We start from the raw sequence: 13,295 nt of genomic DNA on the forward strand, positions 1-13,295 counted from the left end.
GCGGGACTCTACAGCCCGCTCACCACCCCCCGCAATCGCGCAAATCCCGCCAACTGTCGAGATTTATTGGCTTTCTCGCTCGTTTGCAGCAGGAGCGGACGAGCTGCCCTCGGCCCCCTGCGTGCCCTCGGCGCCCGTCTCGGCGGCCTCCTCGGCGGCCGCGGCGGCATCAGCGGGCCGCTTGGGGGGCGGCGTGGCCGGCAGGGCCTGGGCGCGCTGCACGCCCGCCTCATCGCCGAGCTTCTTGTACAGCTCGGTCGCCTTGTCCCTCAGCTGGAGCTCCTCCGCCAGGGAGGCGGCCTTCGGCAGGTGGCCGATCTGCTCGTACAGCCCCATGGCCTTCTCCTTGCGGCCGATCTCCTCGTAGAGCGTCGCCGCGGTGGCGGACTCTCCGAGCAGCTCCAGCCACCGGGCGCGGCCAGCGGGCTTGTTCTCCGCCTCGGCGCGGGCCAGCTCCTTCTGGGCGAGCGCCTTGGCCTCCTCCTCCAGCTTCAGCCGCTGGAGGAAGTGGAAGGCCTTGGGCGGCGGCAGGGTGCCGAGCACGTCCACGGCCTCCTTGCCGCGGCCGGCGTTCACCAGCAGGGTGGCGGCGCCGAGCCGGTCGCCCCGCTCCACCAGGGCCTTCACCTCGAGGTCGCGGATGCGGTTGGCCGCCGCGAAGTCACGGGTGCGCTCATACGCCTTGCGCGCCAGGGACAGCTTGCCCGCGCGCTCATAGGCGAGCGCCGCCTGGTCGAACTGACGGGCACGCTCGTACAGCCGGGCGACGTTCTCGAAGTCACCCTTGCCGATGTAGACCTCCATCAGCAGCTCGTAGGCGCCCGCCTTCTCGAGCGTCTGGGCGAGCTGCTCCGGCGGCACCGTCGCCATGAGGCGGCGCGCGGTGTCGTTGTCCTTGCCCGCCAGCGCGTTGCGCAGCGCGCTCTTCACGTCCCCGCCGGCCTCGAAGAGCCGGGCGGCCTCGGCGAAGGAGTTGTTGCGCTCGTGCATGCGCGCCGCGTCGCGGGTGCGGCCCATGGTCTCGAGCTGCTTCGACTGCTCCTGCCAGTCGCCCGTCAGCTCGGGCAGCGGCTGACGGCGCTCGCCCTCACGGCCACCCTCACGCCGCTCGCCGCGCTCACCCCGCTCGCGACGCTCCCGGCGCTCACCCTCGCGGCCACCCTCACGAGCCTCACGGCCACCCTCACGCCGCTCGCCGCGCTCACGACGATCGCGGCCCTCGCGGCCACCCTCACGAGCCTCACGGCCACCCTCACGCCGCTCGCCGCGCTCAGCCGCCGGCCTGGCGGCGGGTTCCTCGCGCTCGGGCTGCGGCTCGCGGCCGCTCAGCGCGAAGGCCGCCGAAGCACGCTCCTGATCCCCGGCGGCGCGCCAGGCGCGACCCACCAGGTACATGACGTCCACGTAGGCGAGGTACTTCTCCTTCACCGGGTCCGCCGCCGGAGCCGCCGGAGCAGCGCCTTCCGCGGGCGCACCCGCCGGGGCCTGCTCCTGCGTGGCCGCGCCTTCGCTTCCCGCCGCGTCCGCCTGCACGGGCTCGCTGCCCGCGGGCGCCTGCGTGGACTCGGCCACGGCGCCGGTGTCGCCCGCGGCGGAGCCGGCCTCACCCGCGGGGGTGGCCGATGCCTCGGGCATGGGCGGCTTGACCTGGCGCTGCACGCGCAGCAGCGTGGTGATGAGCCGGCCCTTGACGTTGAGCTCCAGCTCGTCGATCGACTTCACCCGCATGGACCGCAGCGAGCGGACGATCGTCTCGAGCGGCGCCTTCTGGGCCGCGAAGTCCGACTTGCCCAGCGCCTTCTCGAGGGTGCTCAGCTCGGCGATGACACGCTGACCGGGGCCGACGGGCCCCTCGGCGCGATCCCGACCCCGGCCACGGGGGCCATCACCCCGGCCCCGGCCCCGGCCCCCTCCATCGCGACCGCCAAAACCACCACCCGGACCCTCCCGACGAGGACCCTGACCGGGGGCACCACCCTCCCGACCCCTCCCACCACGAGGCCCACCGCTTCCATTCTCCTGAGGCACGTGACTCTCCCGCTAGAACGCGTAGCGAAGGTTCGGCGTCACCGCGAACCCGAATGACTGAGACTTGACGAGGAACGACCCCGTCACCTCGATACCCACCGAGAAGTGACGAAGGCGTGTGTAGTACTCCAGACCCGGTCCCGCGAAAACCAGAATGTCGGGATCCGGCAGGAGCTGCTTGGGCCTGAACAAGGCATAACCGGCGCCGCCGCGGACGTAGATCCACGTGCGCTTGACCTCCTGGGCGTCGGCGAAGCTCACCAGGTGCGCGCGCACCACGGCGCCGGGCACCAGCATGGAGAAGTCTCCGGAGGCCGCGCCGCCCGAGTAGCCCACATAGTCCGAGCCGGCTCGGTTGGAGGCACCCATCACGAAGAGGCCGAGCGACAGGCGCTCGCCGATGTCCACGCCCACCTCCACCTGGGCCATCTGCCCGGGCGAGAAGGGACGAGGACCCGCGGAGGCGGGAGGGTTGACGATGAACGAGGGGCCACCAAAGACCGAGAAGTAGAGACCACGCTCGATCTCATTGAAGGTCTCGGCTGGCCTGTCACCGGCGGCCTGCGCATTCGCAAGAGCGGGGATCGCCAGAGCAGCGCAAACGACGAAGGGGCGGAAGGCTTTCATACGGGGGCGGACGTTAGCCCAGGAGGGCGGAGACACCAGCGCCAAAAAGCAAGATGGGCGGCCCCGCCGGAACGGGAACCGCCCACCTGAACCTTTTCACTCAGCGGGAGGCTACCCGGCTACTCACCAGCCGCCTTGAAGAGGAACGGATAGGTGACGACCACCGAGCCACCGCCCTTGGGCTTGGGGAAGGCCCAGGTGCGCACGCGGCCGGCCACGCACTGCTCCAGCTCGGAGTTGCCCGCCGTGGACTGGGCCACCGACGAGGTCACCACGTTGCCCTCGGAGGCGATGGTGAAGCGGATGGACACCTTGCCGCCCAGCTTCGGGTAGCGGTTGAGGAGGCTCTCGTAGCAGAAGCGGATCTGCCCCTTGTTGCGCTGGATGACCTGGCGGATGAGCTCCTTGTCGAGCGAGCCCGACACCGTGGCGTCCTCGGCCGCGATGCCCACTTCCACGCTCTGCTTGCCACCCAGTCCGCCCACGCCGGAGCCGTAACCACCCATGCCACCGCCGCGACCCTTGGTGCCAACCGCGCCGATGCCGATGGTCTCACCACCACCCGCGCCACCGCCGCTGCCGCCACGCAGACCCAGGCCGCCGAAGCCGCCACCCGCGCCCACCTTGGCGCCGAACATGTTGCCCATGGCGCCCTTCAGGTCACCGCCCAGGCCGCCACCGCCGAAGAGGCTCGCGGCGCCGCCCTTCCCGCCGAAGATCTTCGCGGCCATGTTCTTGGCCACGGCCTTCTTGTCGGGCTTGGCCTGGTTGGAGCTCGGGGCGGTCTGCTTGACGACTTCCTTCTTCGTCTGCCCGTCGTCCTTCTTCTTGGCCTGCTTCTCGGCCTGCTTCTCGGCCTTCTGCTGGTTGAGCTTCTCGAGGAACTTGTTCTTCTGCGTCTCGGGCGGCTTGACGATGAGCTTGGCGATGCGCGCGTTGGTGCCCGCCAGCTCGTCCGCGTACTCCTCGCCCGCGGCGGCATGGTTGGCCGCGGCGATGACGAACATCGCGCCGAGGAAGAACGTCACCAGGAAGATGTTGAGGACGGTGAAGTCCAGCGACTCGCCCAGCGGCGCCCAGGCCTTCTTGGGCACCGACTCGAAGAGGGCCTCGAGCGTCACGCCGCCCAGGTCCACCGAGAGGAAGTCATCCTCCTTGAGGGTGAGCGCGTAGGACTCGCCCTCGTGGTTGGCCTTGCCGGACTCGATGACGGCCTTGAGGTCCATCGTCTCGCCCTTGCGGGTGAGCTCGCCCTTCATCTTGCCGGTGAAGAGCACGGTGAAGGACTGGCCATCCGTGCGCACCACCTCGAAGCGCTCGCCGCCCAGCTTGGCGTCGCCCATGATGAAGTTGACGCCCTTGGCGCTGCCCACCGTGAAGGACTGCTTCTTGCCCGGCGCGAGGAAGTACTCGCCCACGCGCTGGTCGCCCCACATGAAGTGCAGGCCCAGACCGAGCGGACCGCTGCCCTTGCGAGCCACCCGGCGCACGCGCGGAACGGGCTCGGCGGCCGGAGCCTCGGCATGCGCCACGGGAGCGGCCACCGGCTGCGGCGCCGGAGCGGCCTTCTGCACGGGAGCGGGGGCGGCCACCGGCTGCGGCGCCACCGCCACGGGAGCGGGAGTCACCGTCGGCGCCGGAGTGGCGGCCTGGGCGAGGCCCGCGGCCAGCGGGCGCTCGGGCGCCGGAGCCACCGCGGCCGCGGCGGGAGCCACGGTGGCGGCGGCGGTCGCCAGGTTCACCGCGGCCACGGCGGCCGGGTTCTCCAGGCGGATGGTGGTGCCACCCACCTTGATCTCGTCTCCGAAGACCAGCTGGCCCTTGTTGACCCGCTTGCCGTTGACGTAGGTGCCCTCGACGCTGCCCATGTCGATGATGGACAGGCTGCCGTCGGCGGCGACCTCGATGACGGAGTGGATGCGGCTGACCTTCTCGTCCTCCAGGCACAGGTGCGCCGAGGCGAGACGGCCAATCTTGATGATGTCGCGCTCGAAGTCCTTCGCGGTGACGAGGGTGTCACCCTTGAAGACCTTGAGTGTCAGAGGCACGGGCATTGAAATTCCCCAGTTGGCTTTCGGCGATCTCTAGGACAACGCGTTCGTCGGTGGGTTCCCAACGATTTTCACAGCTCGCCCACCGACTGCATCACCTTGTCCTCGAAGTCCTCGCGGATACGGATGAGGTTGGAGTGCTTGACCGTCTTGCGCGCCTCGACGTACTCGCCGTCCGGCTTGGTGAGATCGCCCTCGATGGTGTCGTCCTCGAAGTCGATGGTCTGCGGACCACCCTTCTGGGCCTTGCCACCACCAGCCGCCTTGCCACCCTCGCCCGACCCACCCTCGTCCTGGGCGTAGGCCGGAGCCACCGCCAGTACCGCACACAGCATCAGGAGCTTCCGCATGACTGCCTCCGAGCGGTTCCCCTCTCCGGGGTCCCCGCGTCACGTCCACTGGCGCCGGAATCCGGCACCAGCGGACGAAGATTCTCATTTATCCCCCCACCCTGACCACTACCACCGCGATCAGAAGAGATCGTCGGTGGGCTCATTCGAATCCGGCTTGGCTGGATTCTTCTGCTGCGGCGCGTTAGCCGGCTGGGAAGCGGCGGGCGGCGGGTTGGCGGCGGGCTGGGTGTCGCCGGCGGGACTGGCTTCCCCGGCGGGCTGGGTGGCGCCAGCGGGCTGGGTGGGAGCCGGGGCGTTGGTGCCCGCGGCGTTGACGGTGCCCTGCTTGGCCTCCTCGGCCTTCATCAGCTCCTGCTGCTGCTTCTGGAGCTCCTCGAGCTTCTTGGCCTGCTCCTCGGCGGCGACGGCCTCGCGCTGGGCCTGGACGATGGACTCCGCCTCGCGCAGCAGGTTGAAGATGGGGTGCTCGGCGTTGAGGGCGACCTCACCCCCCGAGAGGCTGATGTACTTGCGGTACAGCTCGATGGCCCGGTCCGGCGCGCCCTTGTTTCGGTGCAGGATGACGGCGCGGTTGAAGTAGATGGCGGCCAGCTTCGGGTCGAGCTTCTCCGCCTCGTCATACTCCTGCATGGCCTTGTCGAACTGACCCTGGCCCTTGTAGGCGATGCCGAGGTTGAGGTGCGCGGGGGCGTTCTTGCTGTCGGCCTGGAGGATGCGGCGCAGGTGCTCCTCGGCGCCGGGGTAGTCCTCCACGTCGAGGGCCAGCTGGGCCAGCTGCACGTGAGCGGGCACGTAGTCGGCGCGGACCTCGATGGCGCGCTTGAACTCCATGCGCGCCTCGTCCTTCTTCTCCTCCTGCAGGAGGATGAGGCCGATGGTGTGGTGCAGCTCGGGATCGTTCTGGTCGATCTTCAGCGCGCGCAGGGCCACCAGCTTGGCCATGGCCAGCTGCTTGCGCTCCAGGTAGCTGCGCATCATCACCTTGTAGGCGGTGACGGACTGGGGCTCGCGCATGAGGGCGGCGCGCGAGAACTCCATCGCCTTGTCGTGGTCACCCGTCTGCCGGTAGATCTCCGCCAGGCGGGCGCGGCTGCTGGCGTCGTCCGGGTAGGTCTTCAGGACGCCCTGGTAGATGGCCACGGCGCCGGCGATGTCACCATTGTTCTGGGCGATGACCGCCAGGTTCTCCGAGGCCTGACGCAGCGAGGGCTTCTTCTGGAGGGCCGACTGGTAGCGGGCGATGGCATCCTTCTGGTTGCCCTGACGCTCGGCGATGACGCCGAGGTTGTACTCGGCCTCGGCGAGGTTCTGATCCGCGTCCAGCGCGGCCTTGAACTTGCGCTCGAGCGATGGGTAGTCGAAGGCGTTGGCCTTCTTCTGGGCCTCGAAGGCACCCAGCGCATCGTCGAAGAGGAGCTTGGCGCGGTTGGAGATGGAAACGGGCTCGTTGGACTTGGCCACGTTCGCCTTGCCCGTGGTGCCAGTGCCAGGACCAGCGGCCTTGGAACCCGCGCAGCCGGTGGCGAGGAGTGCCGCGAGCGCGGCCAGGAGGAGTGAGCGCATCATGGGGGTGCGATTCATTTGAGGAAGTCCTCCGGTTCCTGATCATCCACCGCGGACTTGCGAGGAGTGCCTTCCTTGGTGGGGGCGGCCGGGCCGTCGACCTGGGTGGCGGTCTGCTGCTGCAGCCGCTTGGCCAGATCCGACACGTCCTCGACCACCTCCTCGGTCTTGCTCTTGTCGTCCTGGGCCGCCTCGACGACGGGCGGAGGAACGTCCTGGATGGCGGCGAGCAGATCGCCCCCGATGGCCAGGTCGCGGCCCTTGGAGAGGGCCACCTTCTCCTCGACCATCGTCGGGAACTGCTCCGGACGGTAGGTGTCGCGCAGCATCTTGAGGCTCTCGGCCGCGCAGGAGTTGAAGACGCTCAGCTCGCGGCTCTTGGCCACGGCGGTGGAGAACGCCTCGGCGGCCTTCTCCTTGAGCGGCAGGGACTGGTTGCCGAACTCCTCGCGCAGGGCGCCCTCGGTCTCCTCGTCGATGCCAGGAGGCATGGGGGCGTTGCTGATCTTGTCGGCGAAGTTGTCGTAGATGAGGCCGATGCGGTGCAGGGCGCAGATGGCGGGCTCGGCCGCGCCGAGCGACACCGTCTGCACGTACTTCTTCTCCACCACCTCGCGCGAGTTGTTCTTCTCCGCGATGGAGCCCTTGAGCTTGTCCGGGCTGGGCGGACGGCCCCAGGAGAGCTTGAGGCGCGAGTAGAACTGGAAGTCCGGCTCCACGCTGCGGTACTGGGCGCGGGCCACGGCCTCCAGGGCCGGCTTCTCCAGGGACTGCTGCATGCGGCGCGGCAGCTTCTCGTAGTAGTCGAGGATGCGGCCGTAGAGGCGAGCGGTGTCGCGCTCCTTGCGCATCTTGTTCTCGAAGATGTCGGCGATGCGGCCCTCGGCCATCAGCACCTTGCTGGGGCTGCGGATGTACTGGCGCTCGTACTCCTCGAGCTGACCCATGGCCTTGTTGTAGTTGCCCGTCTTCACGTGCAGGTCGACGATGGACAGGTAGATGTCCTCGGCGTCCTTGGCCTTGGGCCACACGGTCAGGTAGCGCTCGCGCAGGGCCAGCGCCGCCTTGAACTGGCCGAGACCCTCGCGGTAGGTGGCCGCGTTGAAGAGCGCCACCTGGGCCTTGGACTCCTCCCACTTCTGGGGCTGGCCGGGCTTGTCGGACACCACGGTGCTCGCGGCCGCCTTGCCCTTGCCCTTGCCCTTCTTGCCGCGGGCGGGTGCCGCCTTCTTGGCCACGACCACCTTGCCACCACCGGACAGGCTGGCCTCGTAGCCGTTGACGTACTGCTCGTACACGTCCGCGGCCTCGCTGAAGTCACCGATGGCCTCGAGCGCCTCCGCGTTGTTGTAGATGCACTCCGGCACGAAGCGCGACGCGGGGTACTGCTCGATGATGCGCTGGCGCACCTGGATGGCCTTATCCAGCATCTTCGCCTTGTAGTAGTCGACCGAGGCGTTGAAGAGCGCCACGTCGGCGATCTCCGTCTGCGGGAAGTCGGCCACGAAGGACAGGTAGGCCTCGGCCGCCTTGGCGAACTGGTTCTTCGCCTCCAGCTGGCTCACGAGCTTGAACGCGGACTGCTCGATGACCTTGGACAGGTCCTCGCGGAACTTGCCCACCGCGAGCTTGTCGTTGTTGTAGAAGCGGCGCGCCCACTCGTTCACCTTCGCCCAGTCCTCGAGCAGGTTGTACGAGTCGAGCACCAGGTTGGCGGCGATCTCCGCGGCGCGCTCGCCGGACTCGAACTTGTACTCGGGCGAGCCCAGGGCGATCTCGCTGAAGCGCAGCACCGCCTCGTCGAAGTGGTTGTGGCGGTAGTAGATGTTGGCCGCCTTGAAGGCGATCTCCACCCGCTTGTCGCCCTTGGTCACGTACTTGAGGTAGCGCTCGCAGGCCTCCAGCAGATCCTTCTTGCCCTGCGGGATGGCGGCCTTCTTGCGGATGTCCTTGGTGTCGACGTCCTTGAAGGCGCCCTTGGACTCGGCGTCCTTCACCATCTCGTCATAGGCGAGCACGGCGTTGTAGGCGGCGTTGTTCAGCCACTTGCCCGGCTTGCCCGGCTTGGGGTTGCCCTGCTCGTCCTTGGCCTCCAGCAGCTTCACGTCCTGGAGGACGACGAGCGTGTAGTTGGCCGCGGCCTTGTCGAACTTCTGGAGGTTGTCGTTGAGCAACTCCGCCCAGAAGAAGCGCAGGTCGTACGCCTTGGGGCTCTCCGGGAAGAGCGTCAGGTAGTCCGAGTAGATCATGTCGGCGTACCCGAACGTGGCCTCCTCGCGCGTCTTCTTGGCCTCGTTGTGCCAGGTGACGGCCAGGTTGGACAGGGTGCGCTCGGACAGATCCTTCGCCTCGGCCAGGGCCTTCTTGTCCTTGTCGTCCTTGATGACGCCGGAGCCCTCGACCTCCTTCATGATCTTCACGAGCCGGCGCACCTGCGTGACGGTGCGCTCCTTGTTGCCCATGCGAAGGACGATGTCGACGATGCGGCCCTGGAAGCCCGGGGCCTCGGGCGACAGCGGCTTCTCCTTGATGAGGGAGTTGTAGGTGATGGCCGCCTCGCGGTCCTTGCCATCGCCGTAGTACATGTTGGCCAGGGTCCGCATCATCGCGAAGCGGTCCTCGGGGTTGCTGGCCACCTTGGAGAAGTCCTCGCGGGCGAGCATCACGTCACCCTCGCGCGCATAGGCACGGACGTAGTCGGTGCGCGCCTCGCGGGCCAGCGAGTTGGTCTTCTTCGCGTTGCCGTCCTTCTCGATGTTCTGCGCGCCCGCCAGCTCGCCGTAGAGGACGACCGCCTTCCACTTGTCCTTGGCGTTCGTGTAGTCCGCCAGGTTGAAGTAGCACCAGCCCTGCTTGTAGAGGGCGAAGGCGTACACTTGGCTCTCGGGGTACTCGGCGGCCTTCTTGTAGGCGGCCAGCGCCTTCTCCAGGTCCGCGCGCTTACCCTTGGAGTTGTTGAAGTAGTACTCGCCGAAGGCCAGGTAGGCGTCGGGGATGTACTTGGACTTGGGGAACTTCTCCACCAGGCGCTTGAAGGCCACCAGCGCCTTGCGGTCCTGGCCGTCCTCCATCAGGTACGTGCCGAGGAAGAAGAGCACCTCGTCCGAGCGCTCGAAGTCCGGGTAGTCCTGGACGATCTTCGTGTACTGCTCGAGCGCGAGCTTGCCGTACTGCTTCTGCCGGGTGAGCAGCTCGGCCTTGCCCGCCTTGGCGCGGCTCTGGGCGGCCGAGTCACCCCGGTTCATCGCCTCGATGAGCTCGTCGTCCTTACGGTTGGCCTCGAAGAAGTAGTACTTGGATTCTTCCCAGTACAACTCGCCCAGACGGAAGAGGAGCGCCGGCTGCTCCTTGGCGTCCGCCGACAGCGAGATGATCTTCTTGAGCGACTCGATCTGCTCGCGGCGCTTGGAGGCGACCTGGCCTTCAACGCCGAGACGGAACTGGTCGTATTGGAGCGCGGGCGCGTTGTCCTGCTTCTCCTTCTTACGACTGATGTCGCCAGCGAGCGACTTGTCCACCACGGCAGTGGAGCTCTTCTTGCCGAGGTTGGCGTCGCGCGGCGCTTTCTTTTCCTGCGCGTGGGCCATCGAGGCCATGAGCAGGAGGCTGAGGAGGAGCGTGCGGCGCATGTGTTTCCTCTGCTGGGTTCTACCGGCCCGGTCTCTTGCCTGCTCGGCAAGTGTCCGGGACTCTTCGGGAATTTCCATCTGGAAGGTTGCGCACTATGCGCGGAGCGTCGGGGCGGGTCAACAGGCCCTTCGAGGCATGCTGGCTCGGTGCAATGCGGCCGGAAAGATTCCAGGAAGGCTGTGCTGGGAGCGTTTCGTGAGTTGCGATGTCAGTCCCGGCTGGTAAGGGGGAGCCTTGCCCCTGTCCGTCCGGCTACACACCTGGGAGACGTAGCGACTCATGAGCCTCCTGCCCGAGAGCGCCAGCTTCGAAGAGCTGGTGCAGGATTACTTCCTTGCAATCCGAGGCAGCGGACTGATGCTGTCCGCCCTGGATGTGGAGCTTTTGACGTCCTGGGCCGCGCAAGGAGTTCCCTTCGAGGTGGTGGCGCGGGGGATCGCCCGATCAGCGGAGAAGGCCCTGTGGGATGCGCGCCCCGGGGAGCCGGTGCTGCGCAGCCTGCGCGCCTGCCGCAAGCAGGTGGAGGCGGAGATCAAGAAGCACCGGGAGCGCGCGGCGGGCGCGGGCAGTGAGAACAGCCGGCGCTCCGCGAAGGCGCGAACGTGGGAGGAACTGCGACACGCGCAGCTTCGGGCCTCGCTGGAGCGGCTGGCGGAGAGGGAGCCGGTGCTGGCGCCGCGGATCGGCCTGCTGATGGAGACGGTCCTGCGGGAGATCCCCAGCGAGTTCGCGCGGATGGAGGCACAGGAGACGCTGATGGGGATGCTGCTGCTGCGCGCCCTGCCCTTCTCCGAGCGGCTGACGCTGTGGCGCACGGCGCACGGGGAGGACGCGGATCAGCAGTACATGTCCTTCCGCGCACGGCGGCTGGCCCGGCGCTTCCGGCTGCTGACGGTGGTGCGCCGGCGGCTCGGGCTGATGGATGCCTAGAGGGTAGCCGACTGAACGTGCGTGTAGCGGGCTGACGCGCGTCAGGGCGCTCTGCTATGGCCTGCGGCCATGGTCACGAAGGCGATCGGCGAGGTGTGTGGCGAGTGTGGGGGACGGACGTACGTCATCGAACGGCGTGGGGACAGGGCGCACGCGCGGGTGTGCACGTGCTCGGCCCGGTGCGAGTTGTGTGAGGGGCGCGGGTACGCGTACGAGGTGCGCGAGGAGACGTTCAGCGCGAAGGTGGGCCCCAAGCGCTACGAGGTGCTGGTGCCGTGCGTGTGCCAGCGGCGGGCGAAGCGGCTCGAGCACTTCAACGAGGTGGGGTTGCCCGGAGTGGTGGCGCACGCGGGCTTCGAGGGCTACCGCGCCTTCAACGAGGCGCAGGATCGGGCGCGCAACCTGGCGATGCACTTCGCCCACCACTACGACAAAGCGGGAGTGAACAAGGGCTTCATCCTGAGCGGTCCGGTGGGCACGGGGAAGACGCACCTGCTGGCGGCCACGCTCAAACACCTGGTGCTCGAGGTGGGGCTGGAGGCCCGGTACGTGGAGATCTCCCTGCTCTACGCCACCATCCGGCGAGGCTTCCAGGAGGGCAAGAGCGGCGGGGAGATCATCGGTCCGCTGTCGGAGGTCGAGGTGCTGGCCATCGACGAGATGGGCAAGGGGCGCGGCAGCCAATTCGAGATGGAGACGCTCGATGAGCTGATCGCCCGGCGCTACAACGCGGCGCGCACGACCCTCTTCGCGACGAACTACTCGCTGGATCCGGAGCGCCGGAGCTCGCGCACCGCTGCTCCGAGCGGCTACCGCGCCACGGAGGACGCGAAGAGCGCGGTGCGCGAGATGGAGCTGCTGCGCGAACGCGTGGGCGAGCGCATCTACAGCCGGCTGTGCGAGATGTGCAACTTCGTGGAGTTTCCGAAGGAGACGACGCCGGATCAGCGGCGCATGCGGCAGGAACTGGAGCCCAGGCCGGGCCCGCCTCCGGGCGGAATGCGCTCGGGACGCTGAGCCCACCCCAGCTCAGCCCCGCGTGGGCTCGATCAGGCCTGCCTCGACAGCGTACCGCCGTGTCGTCGTCATCTCCTCGATGATCTCCTGGGAGTCTGGGAAGAGATTCTCGGCCAGTTCCCCCAACTGGAGCGCCTTCGTCAGGGTCTCCCGCGTCCGCTCGGCGTTCCAATAGCGGATCAATCCCCACCACGCATCCTTGAGCGTCTCCGACGCCTTGGCGGCAGATTCCTCGTAGAGCTTCGCGGCCTCGTGAGGGGAATTGCGGTAGGTGTCCAGGAAGAAGCCGAGTTCGACCAACGCGGGCGCGCTCCGGTACGAGCCCAGGACAGCCTGCTCCAACAGTCGCTGGATTTCCGCGAAGGCCTCTTCAGGTCCTTTACCATCATCTTCCGCGGTCCAGAGCCGCCGCTGCAGCAACCACGCGAGGAACAGCGTGTTCTGTGTAAACGCCGGGCACGCCTCGGCCAGCTCACGGTGCAAGCGGATCTGCGCCTCACTCGGCCTGGCGATGTCACCCGACTGCCGGGCGATCTGAAACTTCAGGACCAACTCCTCGAGCCCGAGATGAGCCATGGTTCACCTCACCGTCCCCATCTTCTGCATCAAACGCTCCGGGTCTTGAAGCAGCTTCTTGACCATGTCGAGCTGAGCCCGCGTCGCCAGGCTGAAATCCCGCCGCTCCAGCATCTGCTTGATCTCGAACAGGGAGTAGTCCTTGAGCTGGGAGGGGAAATTGGGCGCACGCTGAAGCGAAGCGGGAATCTGACCCAACTTCGTATTCAGCAGCGCGATCCTATCCAGCATCTGGGTTGCCACTGACTTCGACAACAAGCCCGCTGCCGTTCCCTCCGCGATGAGCGCCTCGGCCTGGGCGAACTCCCCCTGACCGATCAGCGCCCAGATGCGTGCGGAGAGCGTGCCTCCTTTGATTCGGACGCCCTCTTCCGGCACGTCATCGAACGCACGGGATGTCGCGCTCCGCGAGCCGGGCGCCTCGTCGATGGTGGCCGCACCGACATGGCCGCATCCCATGGCGGCGAGCAGCACGAGCGCACCAAGAAGCCACTTCCAGTCACGCATGCGTTCCTCCGAG

General features: G+C 67.8%; 10 protein-coding genes. 2 read left to right on the forward strand and 8 right to left on the reverse strand.

Features of this window, described 5'->3' with window-relative positions; all coding sequences use genetic code 11:
- Nucleotides 1-63 precede the first annotated feature (63 nt).
- The 6 genes from NR810_RS31545 to NR810_RS31570 form a co-directional block, all read right to left on the reverse strand.
- Entirely contained in the window at nucleotides 64-2,028 is a 1,965-nt protein-coding gene (locus NR810_RS31545) for a DEAD/DEAH box helicase (RefSeq protein WP_257458123.1), read from the reverse strand.
- 12 nt (nucleotides 2,029-2,040) lie between these two features.
- Nucleotides 2,041-2,655, reverse strand: coding sequence for an adventurous gliding motility protein CglE (gene cglE / locus NR810_RS31550; protein WP_257458124.1), 615 nt, complete (start codon nucleotides 2,653-2,655; stop codon nucleotides 2,041-2,043).
- A 119-nt stretch (nucleotides 2,656-2,774) separates the two neighbouring features.
- Nucleotides 2,775-4,709, reverse strand: coding sequence for an adventurous gliding motility protein GltG (gltG, locus tag NR810_RS31555; RefSeq protein ID WP_257458125.1), 1,935 nt, complete (start codon nucleotides 4,707-4,709; stop codon nucleotides 2,775-2,777).
- 68 nt (nucleotides 4,710-4,777) lie between these two features.
- Nucleotides 4,778-5,056, reverse strand: coding sequence for an adventurous gliding motility protein CglF (gene cglF, locus NR810_RS31560; RefSeq protein WP_257458126.1), 279 nt, complete (start codon nucleotides 5,054-5,056; stop codon nucleotides 4,778-4,780).
- 120 nt (nucleotides 5,057-5,176) lie between these two features.
- On the reverse strand, nucleotides 5,177-6,640 hold the full coding sequence (gltE, locus tag NR810_RS31565) for an adventurous gliding motility TPR repeat lipoprotein GltE (RefSeq protein WP_257458127.1): 1,464 nt from the start codon (nucleotides 6,638-6,640) through the stop codon (nucleotides 5,177-5,179).
- Nucleotides 6,637-10,251, reverse strand: coding sequence for a tetratricopeptide repeat protein (locus NR810_RS31570; protein WP_257458128.1), 3,615 nt, complete (start codon nucleotides 10,249-10,251; stop codon nucleotides 6,637-6,639). The genes gltE and NR810_RS31570 overlap by 4 nt, the downstream gene beginning before the upstream one ends.
- A gap of 280 nt (nucleotides 10,252-10,531) precedes the next feature.
- Here NR810_RS31570 and NR810_RS31575 point away from each other — a divergent pair, with 280 nt between their 5' ends.
- Together NR810_RS31575 and NR810_RS31580 are read left to right on the forward strand one after the other, a co-directional pair.
- Nucleotides 10,532-11,182, forward strand: coding sequence for a hypothetical protein (locus tag NR810_RS31575; protein ID WP_257458129.1), 651 nt, complete (start codon nucleotides 10,532-10,534; stop codon nucleotides 11,180-11,182).
- Between the two features lie 69 nt (nucleotides 11,183-11,251).
- The gene (locus NR810_RS31580; protein WP_257458130.1) at nucleotides 11,252-12,199 is read left to right on the forward strand and encodes an ATP-binding protein; all 948 of its coding nucleotides are present in this window, start codon (nucleotides 11,252-11,254) and stop codon (nucleotides 12,197-12,199) included.
- Between the two features lie 12 nt (nucleotides 12,200-12,211).
- On the opposite strand, the gene NR810_RS31585 is transcribed toward NR810_RS31580, so the two are convergent.
- Together NR810_RS31585 and NR810_RS31590 are read right to left on the reverse strand one after the other, a co-directional pair.
- The gene (locus NR810_RS31585) at nucleotides 12,212-12,775 is read right to left on the reverse strand and encodes a hypothetical protein (protein WP_257458132.1); all 564 of its coding nucleotides are present in this window, start codon (nucleotides 12,773-12,775) and stop codon (nucleotides 12,212-12,214) included.
- Nucleotides 12,776-12,778: 3 nt separating this feature from the next.
- Nucleotides 12,779-13,282 carry a hypothetical protein gene (locus NR810_RS31590; protein ID WP_257458133.1) on the reverse strand — a complete coding sequence of 168 codons (504 nt, stop codon included), beginning with the start codon at nucleotides 13,280-13,282 and terminating at the stop codon, nucleotides 12,779-12,781.
- Nucleotides 13,283-13,295: the final 13 nt, after the last annotated feature.

The sequence above is a fragment of the Archangium lipolyticum genome, assembly GCF_024623785.1.
Taxonomy (GTDB): domain Bacteria; phylum Myxococcota; class Myxococcia; order Myxococcales; family Myxococcaceae; genus Archangium; species Archangium lipolyticum.